Annotated in this window: 5 protein-coding genes; 3 read left to right on the top strand and 2 right to left on the bottom strand. The window is 68.1% G+C overall.

The window, feature by feature from the left end; all coding sequences use genetic code 11:
• Positions 1 to 56: 56 nt before the first annotated feature.
• Positions 57 to 803, bottom strand: a complete 747-nt coding sequence (locus C3B44_RS01335) for a phosphoglyceromutase (RefSeq protein ID WP_108430773.1) — start codon at positions 801 to 803, stop codon at positions 57 to 59.
• A gap of 20 nt (positions 804 to 823) precedes the next feature.
• Complete coding sequence (gene mshA / locus C3B44_RS01330; RefSeq protein WP_108432508.1) at positions 824 to 2,116, bottom strand: D-inositol-3-phosphate glycosyltransferase; 1,293 nt, start codon at positions 2,114 to 2,116, stop codon at positions 824 to 826.
• 97 nt (positions 2,117 to 2,213) lie between these two features.
• On the opposite strand from mshA, the gene C3B44_RS01325 reads away from it, so the two are divergent.
• From C3B44_RS01325 to C3B44_RS01315, 3 genes are all read left to right on the top strand, one after another.
• The gene (locus C3B44_RS01325; protein ID WP_108430772.1) at positions 2,214 to 3,944 is read left to right on the top strand and encodes a long-chain-fatty-acid--CoA ligase; all 1,731 of its coding nucleotides are present in this window, start codon (positions 2,214 to 2,216) and stop codon (positions 3,942 to 3,944) included.
• A gap of 44 nt (positions 3,945 to 3,988) precedes the next feature.
• Positions 3,989 to 4,687, top strand: coding sequence for an RDD family protein (locus tag C3B44_RS01320; RefSeq protein WP_108430771.1), 699 nt, complete (start codon positions 3,989 to 3,991; stop codon positions 4,685 to 4,687).
• Positions 4,688 to 5,443: 756 nt separating this feature from the next.
• The gene (locus C3B44_RS01315; RefSeq protein WP_108430770.1) at positions 5,444 to 14,440 is read left to right on the top strand and encodes a type I polyketide synthase; all 8,997 of its coding nucleotides are present in this window, start codon (positions 5,444 to 5,446) and stop codon (positions 14,438 to 14,440) included.
• The last annotated feature ends 80 nt before the right edge of the window (positions 14,441 to 14,520 follow it).

Genomic DNA, 14,520 nt, shown 5'->3' with positions numbered 1-14,520 from the left:
CTGTTGCCAGTACTGCTCCCGCAATGAACGCGAAGGTGGCGGACACTACCTAGCGTTTACTTCTGACCCTGGTTGGCGACGGCCGCGGCACCGGCCTCGGCGGCCTCCGGATCCAGGTAGGTGCCACCCGGGTTGACGACGTCGCCCTCCGCCGTAATCTCGTAGACCAGCGGCATACCGGTCGGGATGTTGAGACCGGCGATGTCCTCCTCCGAGATCTTGTCCAGGTACTTCACCAGCGCGCGCAGCGAGTTGCCGTGGGCGGCGACCATGACGTTCTCACCCTTCATCGCGTGCGGCAGGATGTTGTCGGTGAAATACGGAACGAAGCGCTCGACGACATCCTTCAGGCACTCCGTGCGCGGGACCTGCGGCAGGTTGAAGTAGCGCGGGTCGTCGGTCTGGGCGTACTCGTTGTCCGGGTCGATCTCCGGCGGCGGGGTGTCGTACGAGCGGCGCCACGTCATGAACTGCTCCTCGCCGAACTCCTCGCGGATCTCCGCCTTGTTCAGGCCCTGCAGCTTGCCGTAGTGGCGCTCGTTGAGGCGCCAGTTGCGCACCACCGGGATCCAGTGGCGATCACACGCATCGAGCGCGATGTTCGCGGTGGTAATCGCGCGGCGCAGCAAGGAGGTGTAGACGATATCGGGCAGGGCGTCCTTCTCCCACATCAATCGGCCCGCGTTGGCGCCTTCTTCGCGGCCCTTGTCGGTGAGGTTGACATCGACCCAGCCGGTGAACTGGTTAGACTTGTTCCACTCGCTCTGGCCATGGCGAACGAGGATCAGCTTTCCGTTGCTCATACCTCCAGCATGCCAAATATTTAGCCGCCGTGGTGGTCAAAGTGATGGCCATCGCCGATCGCCCGGCGCGCCGAGCAATCCTGCTGCGGCATCAGGCGGGCCTGGAGGTAGCCCTCCTCGAGGCGCTGGGCACACGCGGCCCAGCTGAACTCCTCCGCGTGGCCGACGGCCGCCTCGCCCATCTGGATGCGGGTCTCGTCGTCGTCGAGAAGCTTTGCTAGGGCATCGGCCCAGTTTTCGGGGGCGTGGCCGTCGACAAGCACCCCGGTGGTGCCGTCGGCGACCGCGACGGGCAGCCCGCCGACGCGCGCGGCGACGACGGGGGTGCCGGTCGCCTGGGCCTCGACGGCGACCAGCCCGAAGGACTCGTTGTAGCTGGGCACGGCGACGATGTCGGCGGCCTGGTAGAGCGCGACGAGCTCCTCCGGCGGGCGCGGGTCCAAAAAGCGCACGCGTCGGTGCAGGCCGAGCTCGCGGACCATGTCCTGGTAGTACGCGCGATCGGCGGTCGCCCCGGAGGCGCCGCCGCAGAGCACCACGCGCAGATCGCGGGAGGGGTCGCGTTCGAAAAGCTTTGCGACGGCGCGGATCAGGACCTGCGGGCCTTTGAACTCCTGCATGCGGCCGACGAAGGCGACGACCTTGCTGTGCAGCGGCAGGCCGAGCTCGCGGCGGGAGCGCTCGGTGTTGCGGGAGGTACCAGGGGTGTAGAGCTTGGTGTCGGCGCCTGGGGACACGACCTCGATGTGGGTGGGATCGGCATCATAGTGCTCGACGAGCTGGTCGGTCTCGTCGCGGGTGTTGACCACGAGCAGGTTCGCATTATCGACGAGCTGCTGCTCGCAGATGCGGCGCGCCTCGGTCTCCGGGGTGTCATCCTCCGAGCGATAGGAGTTCTTCACCGCCGCGAGCGTGTGGGCGGTGTGCACCAAAGGCACGGCCCAGAGATCGCGCAGCAGCCAGCCGACTTGGCCGGAGAGCCAGTAGTGGGAGTGGATGACGTCGTAGCGCAGGCCGTGGCAGCGCGCGTATTCGACGACCCCGCCGGCGAACGCGACCAGCTGGGTGGGCAGCTCCGCTTTCTCGAGTCCCTCATAGGGCCCGGCGGTGATATTGATAACGCGCAAGCCCTCGGTGACGTCGACGACCGTGCCCTGGCTCGGGCGGGTCGCCCGGGTGTAAACGTCCACCCGGTGCCCGGCGCGGGCCAGCTCACGGGCGGTATTGAGCACGTAGACGTTAAGACCGCCGGCATCGCCGATACCCGGCTGCTCCAGCGGCGAGGTGTGCATCGAGATCATGGCGACGCGCATCTGATTCATGAAGTCCATGCTAGCCGTTAGGGTGGGGGCATAGTTTTCTCAGATTCTTCACCCACCACTATGACTCAAGGACGGTGACCGCCTCAACATGCCCGCTTATGAGACCAAGGCCTGGTTAGATGCTTATTCGTCGTGGACCGACGCCGAGCTCGATTACGGTACGACGACGCTTCTCGACGTCTACGACAACAACCTCGCGAAGAACCCCGGCAAGCCCGCGACGTGGTTCTTCGGCAAGTCGCTGACGTATGCGGAGCTCGACGAGCAGGTGCGCCGTGCCGCCGCGGGCCTGCGCGCCTTCGGCGTGCGCCCGGGGGATCGGGTCGCACTCGCGATGCCGAACTGCCCGCAGCACGTCATCGCCTTCTACGCGGTGCTCAAGCTCGGCGCGGCCGTTGCGGAGCACAACCCGCTCTACACCGCCCACGAGCTGCGCAAGCCCTTCCAGAACCACGAGGCGCGCGTGGCGATTGTGTGGGACAAGACCGCCGCGACCTTCGAGAAGCTGCGCGGCGAGACCGAGCTCGAGACCATCGTCTCGGTGAACCTGATCGACGCGATGCCGCGCGTCAAACAGTGGGGCTTAAGGCTGCCGATCCCGAAGATCCGCGAGGCCCGCGAGCAGCTGCACGCCCCAGCGCCGAACACCGTGCCTTTCGACGCCCTGCTCAGCGACGCCATCGGCGGCAGCGGCGAGGAGCTCTCCTCGGAGAAGTCCGTCACCCCAAAGACCCCGGCCGTCATCTTGTACACCTCCGGCACCACCGGCGCCCCGAAGGGTGCGGTGCTCTCGCACGGCAACCTCTTTGCCAACATCCACCAGGGCGTGGCCTGGGTGGAAGGCCTCGGCAAGCGCGAGGAACGCCTCTTGGCCGCCCTGCCCTTCTTCCACGCCTACGGCATGACCATGGCGATGACGCTGTCCTTCTACGTCGGCGGCGAGATGGTCATCGTTCCCGTGCCGAAGACCCCGCTGATCCTCGACGCCCTCAAGCAGCGCGAGCCGACCTGGTTCTCGGGCGTGCCGCTGCTGTTCGAGAAGACCCTCGCGGCCGTCGACGAGGACCAGAAGGCCTCGCTGAAGTCCGTGCTCAGCGCCTTCTGCGGCGCGGCGACCATGCCGCCGGAGATGGTCGCGCGCTGGGAGGAGCACACCTCCGGCATGTTCGTCGAGGGCTACGGACTCACCGAGACCGCGCCGATCCTCATCGGCACCCCGATGAACGACAAGCGCCGCCCCGGCTACATCGGCGTGCCCTTCCCGGATACCGAGATCCGCATCGCCAACCCCGAAAACCCCGAGGAGACGATGCCCGACGGCGAGGAAGGCGAAATCCTGGCCAAGGGCCCGCAGGTCTTCTCCGGCTATCTCAACAACCCCGAAGCCACCGAGAAGGCATTCCACGACGGCTGGTTCCGCACCGGTGACATCGGCGTGATGGACGAGGGTGGCTTCGTGAAACTCGTCGCCCGCCTCAAAGAAGTCATCATCACCGGCGGCTTCAACGTCTACCCCGCCGAGGTCGAGGCCGCGATGCGCGATCACCGAGACGTCGAAGCGGTCTCCGTCCTCGGGCTGGAGCGCAAGGACGGCTCCGAGGACGTGGTGGCCTGCGTCGTGCTTCGCGACGGCGCCGTCCTCGACCCCGAAGGCCTCAAGGAACACGCCCGCAAGCACCTAACCCGCTACAAGGTGCCGCGCCGCTTCTACCACTTCGAGGAGCTGCCCCAGAACATGATGGGCAAGGTCAACCGCCGCGAAGTCCAGGAGAAGCTGGAAGAGATGATCGAGAAAGACCAGGACGCCGGATCCCGCTAGACTGGCCGTAGATCACACGCATTGGAAAGGATTATCGGAAGTTCATGACCACCCCGAATAGCCCGCAAGGCAACAACGACCCGAACGATCCGAACAACTCGTTCAACGAGGGTTTTGGCGCTGGTGATACCCCGGCGCGCGGTCAGAGCCCGTACGAGACCCCGTACGGCGGCACCCCTTCTTATAGCGATTACGCCGGCTACGGCGGCTACCCCAGCTCCGACTCCGAGTACGGCGCGGGAGCGGGGACGCTGCACGGGGGTGGGGAGATCGCCGCCGGCCCGTGGCGCCGCTTCTTCGCCTACTTCATCGACTCGATGCTGGTAGGTTTAGCGGCCAGCATCGTGACCACCCCGTGGGTGATGAGCAACGTCGAACCCGACATGACCCCGCAACAGGTCATGGATGAGACCATCGCCCAGACGCAGGCGCTCGGCTTCGTCATGGTGTTCGTGATCTACGCGTACTTCACGATCCTGCACACGACCAGCTTCTCCACCGTGGGTAAGCATCTGCTCGGCATCCGCGTGGTCGACATGAACATGCAGCCCATCTCTCTGGGTACCTCCGCGCTGCGCTCGGTGTGGCTGCTGCTGGGCCTCATCCCGTTCCTCGGCGGCCTGATCCAGTTCGGCGTGGGCGTCGCGATCTTCGTGATGCTCTTTACCAACGACCGCACGCAGGGACTCCACGACAAGTGGGCCAAGACCCGTGGCGTGCTCCGCGAGGCCACGAACTTCTAGTATGTACTTGCTCCTGGGGCGCCGGTTTCGGCGCCCTTTTGGCGTTCTTGGTTGCCGCGGAATGGCGGAAATGGGGTTGTTTGCATGCAGCGATAGTGCTGGTCGAAAGCAGGCACCCCTAAAGGACTACTCGTTTCGACCGCGCGAGACTCCTTTCGGACCGACTCCTTTCGACCAGGCGTGCAAACTCGCTACCGCGGCATGAGATTCGAGGCTACTGCGCTCTTCGTGACCCGGCCTCCGCAGTCCCCACCCACCACACAGAACCGACCAACCTTTCCCGCATACAGCGCTACCGCTGGTCGAAAGCAGGCACCCCTAAAAGACTACTCGCTTCGACCGCGCGAGACTCCTTTCGGACCGACTCCTTTCGACCAGGCGTGCAAACTCGCTACCGCGGCATGAGATTCGAGGCTACCGCGTTCTTCGTGACCCGGCCTCCGCAGTCCCCACCCGCCACACAGAACCGACCAACCTTTCCCGCATACAGCGCTACCGCTGGTCGAAAGCAGGCACCCCTAAGGACTACTCGTTTCGACCGCGCGAGACCCCTTTCGGACCGACTCCTTTCGACCAGGAATACGAAAGCGATGCCGCTACACAACAGCCAGACAACCAAACCCCAGCAACCAAACCCCCACCGCGACACCCCCAGTTGAGTTTCTCACATTCCGGGCTCTAGAGAACTATATTACGCTCGCGTAGGTTACGGTTACGTAATCTCCTAGTATCGTCCCGGAAAGTAAGGACTGACGTATGTCTCTGACCCCGCTTCTGTCAATGGCACGGCCTGCCCTCATCTTCGGAGGACAGGGCACCCCGTGGCAGCAGATGCTGGCGGATGCCTCCGCCGGCCACCACGTCCGACAGCGACTGTCCGACGCCCTCGCCCAGGCCCGCACCCAGACTGGCCCTGTCGCCCGCACCATCGCCTCGACGGTGCCCGGTGCCCTCGCCCGCCTGGAGGAACTCACCGGTGAAAACGCCGCCGACCACATCGAACCCGTAGAGATCGACGCCCACCCGGCCGTGAGCATCCCGGGTATCGTCTTAGGCCAGATCGCTACCGTCGAGCAGCTGCGTGATCTCGGCCTGGATATCTCGGCCACGCACCTGGAGGGCCACTCCCAGGGCGTGATCGGTGTCGCGGCCGCGACGCAACCGCAGCAGGCTCTGACCTTCGCTATCCTGCTGGGCACCGCGGCCAGCCACCTGCACGGCGCTAATGATGCCCGCCCGCACATGGTCTCCATCCGCGGGCTGCGCCGGGTCACGGTCGAGGAGTTCATCGCAGACGTTGAGGGCGTGGAGGTGGCCGTCGTCAATGGGCCGAGCCACGTCATCCTTGCCGGCAGCCCGCAGGCGCTCGCCGCCGCGCGCACCGCGATCGCGAGCGCCGCCGAGCAGTTCAACGCCTCCCTCGAGGCCGCTGAGCGTGGCGGCAGCCCGCTCGAGCCGATCTACGACGAGCTGCCCGTCGCCTACCCCTTCCACCATTCGGCCAACGCCGCGGCCGCAGAGCTGGCCGCCTGCTGGGCCGAGCAGTGCGGCGTGAGCTTCGAGCACACCACCGCCCGCGAGCTCGCCGAGGATATCCTGGTCGACCAGCACAACTTCCTGGAGGTCGCGACGCGGCTGCGGGATGAAGACGTCACCCACGCGCTGGTCCTCGATAACGCGCTGCGCCGCATGACCGCCCGCCTGCTGGCCGGCTCCGGCATCGTGACCGTCTCCGCCGCCACCGGCGCGGACCGCGACGCGCTTGCCACCCCGGGCACCGAGCTGCCCGCGGCCACGGACTACACCGACTTCGCGCCGCGGCTGATCACCCTGCCGGATGGCTCCACCCGCACCCAGACGCGCTTTTCGGCGGTCACCGGCCTGTCGCCGATCATCTTGGGCGGCATGACGCCGTCGACGGCGGACGGTGAGATCGTCGCCGCCGCCGCGAACGCCGGCTACTGGACGGAGCTGGCCGGCGGCGGCATGTACTCCGACGAAGTCTTCAACGGCCACCGCGAGACCATGGAGTCCTTCCTCGAGCCGGGCCGGACCGCCCAGTTCAACACCATGTTCTTCGACCGGTTTTTGTGGAACCTGCAGTTCGGGCAGACGCGCATCGTCCCGCGGGCCCGCGCCGCCGGCGCCCCGTTCAACGGCGTGACCATCTCCGCCGGCATCCCGGAGGTCGACGAGGCCACCGAGCTGCTCGAGCAGCTGCACAACGACGGCTTCCCGTTCATCGCCTTCAAGCCGGGCACCAGCGCCCAGATCCGCGCGACGCTGAAGATCGCGGAGGCGAACCCGGATTTCCCGATCATCATGCAGGTCGAGGACGGCCACGCGGGCGGGCACCACTCGTGGACGGATCTCGATGACATGCTCATCGACACCTACGCCGAGGTCCGCGAGCACCCGAACGTGCTGCTGGCGGTGGGCGGAGGTATCTACTCCCCCGACCGCGCTGCGGAGCTGCTCACCGGCACCTGGTCGGCCCAGCACGACCTGGCGCCGATGCCGGTGGATGCGGTGTTCGTCGGCACGGTGGCCATGGCCACTCGCGAGGCCAAGGCGACCGACAGCGTCAAGGACCTGCTCGTCAACACGAAGGGCATCACCCCGGAGGACAATGACGGCTGGGTCTCGCGCGGCACGGGCGCAGGGGGCGCGGCCTCGTCGCAGTCGCACCTGCTGGCGGATATCCACGAGCTCGATAACTCCTTTGCCGCCGCGTCGCGCTTCATCACGTCGCTGGAGCTGGAGGAGTACGGGCCGCGTCGAGAAGAGATCATCGACTACCTCTCGCGCACCTCGAAGCCTTACTTCGGGGACGTCGAGACCATGACGTATGCCGAGTGGCTCCACCGCTTCGTCGAGCTGGCCTATCCCTTCCACGACCCGACGTGGGACGACCGCTTCTTCGACCTTCTGCACCGCATCGAAGCCCGCCTCAACGACGCGGACCACGGCGAGATCGAGACGCTGTTCCCCTCCAGCGATGAGCTGGAGGAGGCACCGGCGGCCGTCGAGAGGCTTCTTCGCGCCTACCCGGACGCCCACGAGATCACCGTCTCCCCGCGCGATGCCGCCTGGTGGATCTCGCTGCACTACAAGCACGTCAAGCCGATGCCGTGGGTCCCGGCGATCGACGGTGATCTCAAGACGTGGTTCGGCAAGGACACCCTGTGGCAGGCCCAGGACGAGCGTTACGACGCCGACCAGGTCCGCATCATCCCCGGCCCCGTCGCGGTGGCCGGCATCACGAAGAAGAACGAGCCCGTCGCCGAGCTGCTCGCCCGCTTCGAGGCCGGCACCACCTCCGTCCTCGAGGCCGCCGGCCAGAAACCGGTCGAGCTCTTCTCCCGCCTGGCCGACGCCGAGACGCCCGAGGACTACATCCGCAACGCCCCGACCATCGTCTGGCACGGCCACCTCATGGCGAACCCGGCCTACGAGATGGACGACGACGCCTACGACCTCGTGCGTGACGACGAGGGCAACTACTCCATCCGCATCAACGCCGATTCCTACTGGGACGATCTGCCGGAAGAGCAGCGCCCGTTCTACGTCCGCGAGGTCACCGTGCCGCTGGATCTGCCGGACGGCGTCGCCACCGGCGGCTCCCCGGTCGTCAGCGACGAGCGCCTGCCGGATTCGGTGTTCAGCCTGCTCGAGGGCCTCGCCGGCGTGGGCTCGACGAGCGAGACCGGCGATGAGATCACCGAGATGCCGAAGATTATCGACGGCTCCGAATCCGCCGACGCCCCCTTCGGCATCGCCCGCTACTCGTTTACCTTCACACCTGAGCTGCTCACCGCGCACACCAACACCACCGGCGCCGCGCTCGGGCGCGTCGCCCCGGGCACCCCGGACGTGCTCGTCGGGCCCTGCTGGCCGGCGATCTACACGGCGCTGGGTTCCGGAAAGCTCGACGACGGCTACCCCGTCATCGAGGGCCTGCTCAACGCCGTACACCTCAACCACGTCGTCGACGTGCGCGTCCCGCTCGAGGAGTTGGCCGATGGCCGCACCATCGACGTGACCAGCCGGTGCACCGCCATCGAGGAATCGGCGGCCGGGCGCATCGTCACCGTAGAGCTCGAGCTCTACTCCGGCGAGGAGCTGGTGGCCACGCAGATGCAGCGCTTCGCCATCCGCGGCCGCGCCCAGGGCACCGACCAGCCCACCCCGGCGCCGGAGTACGGCGGCGGTAAGTCGGCGGGCAAGATCACCCCGACGCCGCGTTCCTTCGTCGATCGCGCCGTGGTGAACGCCCCGGCCGACATGACCCCGTTCGCGCTGGTCTCGGGCGATTATAACCCGATCCACACCTCCACGAACGCCGCCCAGCTGGTCAACCTGGAGGCCCCGCTGGTCCACGGCATGTGGCTCTCGGCGACCGCGCAGCACCTGGCGGGTCGCCACGGGCGCGTCGTCGGCTGGACTTATTCGATGTACGGCATGGTGCAGCTCAACGACGAGGTGGAGATCACCGTCGAGCGCGCCGGCCGCAAGGGCATCCACCTCGCCTTCGAGGTGACCTGCCGTATCGACGGCGAGGTCGTCTCCGTCGGCCAGGCGCTCATGGCACAGCCGGTCACCGCGTACGTCTACCCGGGCCAGGGCATCCAGTCCGAGGGCATGGGCCGCGGTGATCGCGACGCGTCGGCCGCCGCCCGGGCTGTGTGGCGCCGCGCGGATGAGCACACCCGGCGCGCGCTGGGCTTTTCGATCCAGCAGATCATCGACGACAACCCCACCGAGATCACCGTGCGCGGCCAGCGCTTCCGCCACCCAGAGGGCGTGCTGCACCTGACGCAGTTCACGCAGGTCGCGCTCGCGGTGGTCGCCTACGCGCAGACCGAGCGGCTGCGCGAGGCCGACGCGATCGGCTCGAACGCCTACTACGCCGGCCACTCGCTCGGCGAGTACACCGCCCTGGCCTCGCTGGCGAACATCTTCGATCTCGAGGCGGTCATCGACATCGTCTACTCCCGCGGTTCGGCGATGGGCTCGCTCGTCGAGCGTGACGAGCAGGGCCGCTCCAACTACGGCATGGGCGCGCTGCGGCCGAACATGATCGGCGTGGCCGCCGACGAGGTCGACAACTACCTCGCGCAGGTCTCCGAGGAGACCGGTGAGTTCCTGCAGATCGTCAACTACAACATCGAGGGCCAGCAGTACTCCATCGCCGGCACCCGCGCCGGCCTGGCCGCGCTGAAGGAGAAGGCCAACGCTATCCGCGAGCGCGCCTACGTCACGGTGCCGGGTATCGACGTCCCCTTCCACTCCTCCGTCCTGCGCCCCGGGGTGCCGGACTTCGCCGCGAAGCTCGACGAGCTGCTGCCGGCCGAGCTCGACCTGGACACCCTGATCGGGCGCTACATCCCGAACCTGGTGGCCCGACCCTTCGAGCTCACCGATGATTTCCTCGACGCGATCCGGGCGGTGGCGCCGTCGGAACGCCTCGCCGGCAAGAAGGTCTCCGACTTCGCTGATGACAACGAGCTCGCCCGCGTGCTGCTCATCGAGCTGTTGTCCTGGCAGTTCGCCTCGCCAGTGCAGTGGATCGAGACCCAGAAGCTGCTTTTCGACCGCGTCGATCAGATCATCGAGGTCGGCCTGGCGTCCTCGCCGACGCTGACCAACCTGGCCAAGCGCTCCATGGCGGTCGCCGGGGTGGACCTGCCGGTCTACAACGTCGAGCGCGACCAGGACATCGTCATGCTGGCCGATGTCACCGAGGCCCCCGTCGTCGACGAACCCGTCGTCGAGGAAGACACCCCAGAGGCAGAGGCCAAGCCGGAGGCCGCGCCCGCCGCGCAGCCGGCGCCCGCCGAGCCTACTGCCCCGGCCGCCGCGCCGGCCGCAGCCGCCGACGCCCCGGAGCTTAACTTCAGCGCCGCCGAGGCGATCATGGCGCTGTTCGCCTTCTCCAACAAGATCCGCCTCGATCAGATCTCGGATACCGACACCGTCGAAGAGCTCACCAACGGGGTGTCTTCGCGTCGCAACCAGCTGCTGATGGACATGTCCGCCGAGATCGGCGTGCCCGCCATCGACGGCGCCGCCGATGCGGACGTGGCCACCCTGCGCGAGCGCGTCGTCGCCGCCGCCCCGGGTTATGCGCCCTTCGGCTCCGTGCTCGGCGAGGCGGTCACCGCCCGGTTGCGCCAGCTGCTCGGCGCCACTGGCCAGAAGCCGGCCTACGTCTCCGAGCGCGTCACCGGCGCCTGGGCGCTGCCGGCCAGCTGGGTCGGCCACGTCGAAGCCGAGATCCTGCTGGGCTCGCGCGACGAGGACTCCGTGCGCGGCGGCTCGCTGGCCACGATCCCGACGAGCGCGACCAGCAAGGCGGAGGTCGACGAGCTTATCGACGCCGCCGTCCAGGCCGTCGCCGCCCGCCACGGCGTCACCGTCTCCCTCGGTACTACCGGCGGCTCCGGTGCAGGCTGGGTCGTCGACTCCGCGGCGCTGAGCGCGTATGCCGAGTCCGTCACCGGCGATCAGGGCGTGCTCGCCAAGGCCGCCCGCACCATCCTCGACGAGCTGGGGCTTTCCCCGGACACCCCGGAGTTCGAGGCGACGGATACCACCGTCATCGACACCGTCGAGGCCGAGCTCGGCACCGGCTGGGTCGACCTGGTGACCCCGAGCTTCGATGCCAACAAGGCGGTGCTTTTCGACGACCGCTGGGCCTACGCCCGCGAGGACCTCGCCCGGGTCGCCCTCGGCGAGAAGGACCTGCCGGCTAACCGCTTCACCGGCGACGGCGAGACCGTCGCCGCCCAGGCCGAGTGGTGGGCCGACAACGGCGGTGATGCCTCCCTGATGCGCGAGATCGCCGCCGCCGCCCGCCAGGACGCCCCGGCGACCTACGCCGAGGACGTCGCCTTGGTCACCGGTGCGGCTCCCGGCTCCATCGCGACCGCACTGGTCGCACGCCTGCTCGAGGGTGGCGCGACCGTCGTCATGACCGCCTCGCGTATCAGCCAGGCGCGCAAGGAGTTCGCCCGCCGGCTCTTCGCCGAGCACGCCACCGGCCATGCCGCGCTGTGGCTGGTGCCGGCGAACCTGTCGAGCTACCGCGATATCGATGCGCTCATCGACTGGATCGGCACCGAGCAGAAGGAGTCGGTGGGCAACGAGGTGAAGATCCTCAAGCCGGCTCTCACCCCGACCCTGGCGTTCCCGTTCGCCGCGCCCGCGGTGGCCGGATCCCTCGCGGACGCCGGGCCTTCGGCCGAGAACCAGACCCGACTGCTGCTGTGGTCCGTGGAGCGCACCATCGCGCGGCTGTCGGAGTTGGCGCAGGCGGACGTCGATAAGCGCACCCACGTCATCCTGCCGGGCAGCCCCAACCGCGGCATGTTCGGCGGCGATGGCGCCTACGCCGAGGTCAAGAGCGCGCTGGATGCGGTGCTCGCGAAGTGGCACTCCGAGGCCGGCTGGCCCGAGGGAGTCACCCTGGCGCAGGCGAAGATCGGCTGGGTGGCCGGCACGCACCTGATGGGCGGCAACGACGCCCTAGTCCCGGCCGCCGAGGCCGCCGGCATCCACGTCTGGTCGCCGGAGGAGATCTCCTCCGAGCTCATGGAGCTGGCCTCTGAAGACAACCGCGCTAAGGCCGCCGAACACCCGATCGAGGCGGATCTCACCGGCGGGCTGGGCTCGTCGGCGATCTCCATTACCGAGCTCGCCGAGAAGGCGCAGGCCGATGCCGCCGGTCATACCCCGGAGGACGCGGCGGAGGCGCCGGTGACCATCAAGGCGCTGCCGAATACCCCGCACCCGAGCCAGCCGACCGGCGCCGAGGTGTGCGAGGTCACCCAGCCGCTGGAGGACATGGTGGTCATCGTGGGCCTCGGCGAGGTCTCCTCGTGGGGCTCCGGGCGCACCCGCTTCGAGGCGGAATACGGCATCCAGCGCGACGGCAGCGTCGATCTCACCGCCGCCGGCGTGCTGGAGCTGGCCTGGATGACCGGCCTGGTCACCTGGTCCGACGACCCGCACCCGGGCTGGTACGACGCCGACGGCACCGAAGTCGCCGAGGAGGACATCTACGACCGCTTCCGCGATGAGGTGGTCGCCCGTGCCGGCATCCGCGAGCTGACCGACAAGTACCACCTTGTCAATCACGGCTCCATCGACCTCACCGAGGTCTTCCTCGACCGTGACATCACCTTCACCGCCTCCTCGCAGGCGGAGGCCGAGGACATCCTCGCCGCCGATCCCGAGTTCACCGAGATCACCGAGGACGACGGCGAGTACCTGGTGACCCGCAAGCAGGGCGCGACGGCGCACGTGCCGCGCAAGGCGACGCTGTCGCGGACCGTCGCCGGCCAGATGCCGGATGACTTCGACCCGGCCAAGTGGGGCGTGCCGGAGCACATGATCGACTCGCTCGACCGCATGGCCGTATGGAACCTGGTCACCGCCGTCGACGCGTTCGTTACGGCCGGCTTCTCCCCGACCGACCTGCTCAAGGCGCTGCACCCGCTGGATGTGGCCATGACCCAGGGCACCGGTATCGGCGGCATGGAGTCCCTGCACAAGGTGTTCGTCTCCCGCTTCTTGGGCGAGGAGCGACCGAGCGACATCCTGCAGGAGGCCCTGCCGAACGTGGTGGCCGCGCACACCATGCAGTCGCTGCTCGGCGGCTATGGCTCGATGATCCACCCGATCGGCGCGTGTGCCACGGCGGCGGTCTCCATCGAGGAGGCCCAGGACAAGATCAAGCTGGGCAAGGCGGACTTCGTCATCGCCGGCGGCATCGACGACGTCCAGGTCGAATCGCTCACCGGCTTCGGCGACATGAACGCCACCGCCGAGACCAAGAAGATGACCGACAAGGGCATCCACGACCGGTTCATCTCCCGGGCCAACGACCGGCGCCGCGGCGGCTTCCTCGAGGCCGAAGGCGGCGGCTCGGTGCTCTTGGCCCGCGGTTCGGTGGCCGCTGATTTGGGTCTTCCGGTGCACGCGGTGCTCGCCCACGCGGCCTCGTACGCCGACGGCGCGCACACCTCGATCCCGGCGCCGGGCCTCGGCGCCCTGGGTGCCGGCCGCGGCGGTGAGAACTCGAAGCTCGCCCGCTCGCTGCGTTCGCTGGGCCTGAGCCCGAACGACGTGTCCGTGCTGTCCAAGCACGACACCTCGACGAACGCCAACGACCCGAACGAGTCCGAGCTGCACTCCCTGTTGTGGCCGGCGATCGGCCGGGATGAGAACCAGCCGCTGTTCGTCATCTCGCAGAAGACGCTCACGGGTCACTCGAAGGCGGGCGCCGCGCTGTTCCAGACCGGCGGACTTATCGACGTCCTGCGCACCGGCCGCCTGCCGCAGAACGCCTCGCTCGACACCGTGGATCCGCTCATCGAGCCCAAGGCCACCAACCTGGTCTGGCTGCGTGAGCCGCTCGACCTCGGCGCGGGTGCCGTGAAGGCGTGTGCGCTGACCTCGCTCGGCTTCGGCCACGTCGGCGCCCTGGTCGTCTACGCTCACCCGAGCGTCTTCGAGGGCGCGCTCGCGGCCGCCGGGCGCGACGTCGAGGCCTGGCGGGACGCCGCCACCGCCCGCCTGCGGGCCGGTGCCGCGCACCTGCAGGCCGGCATGCTGGGCCCGCGGGAGCTGTTCACCCCGATCGAGGGCCGCCGCCTGCCGGAGAAGAACGCCCAGGCCGCGGAGATCAACCTCCTGCTCAACGAGGACGTGCGCCTCGGCGATAACGGCATCTACCCCAGCGCCGAGTAACCCTCGCTGACTGTTTCGCTTGCCGACGCCACCCGCCCCGCCTTCCTCCCCCCCGAAGGTGGGGGCGGGTGTTCGCGTTT

Origin of the sequence: Corynebacterium yudongzhengii (genome assembly GCF_003065405.1) — a bacterium.
GTDB lineage: Bacteria > Actinomycetota > Actinomycetes > Mycobacteriales > Mycobacteriaceae > Corynebacterium > Corynebacterium yudongzhengii.
Note: the sequence above shows the minus strand (reverse complement) of the source record. Positions and strands in the feature narration are given on the sequence as shown.

Coding starts and splice junctions, on each gene's coding strand:
- C3B44_RS01325 (WP_108430772.1), top strand. CDS start 2,214: ATGCCCGCTTATGAGACCAAGGCCTGGTTAGATGCTTATTCGTCGTGG.
- mshA (WP_108432508.1), bottom strand. CDS start 2,116: ATGCGCGTCGCCATGATCTCGATGCACACCTCGCCGCTGGAGCAGCCG.
- C3B44_RS01335 (WP_108430773.1), bottom strand. CDS start 803: ATGAGCAACGGAAAGCTGATCCTCGTTCGCCATGGCCAGAGCGAGTGG.
- C3B44_RS01315 (WP_108430770.1), top strand. CDS start 5,444: ATGTCTCTGACCCCGCTTCTGTCAATGGCACGGCCTGCCCTCATCTTC.
- C3B44_RS01320 (WP_108430771.1), top strand. CDS start 3,989: ATGACCACCCCGAATAGCCCGCAAGGCAACAACGACCCGAACGATCCG.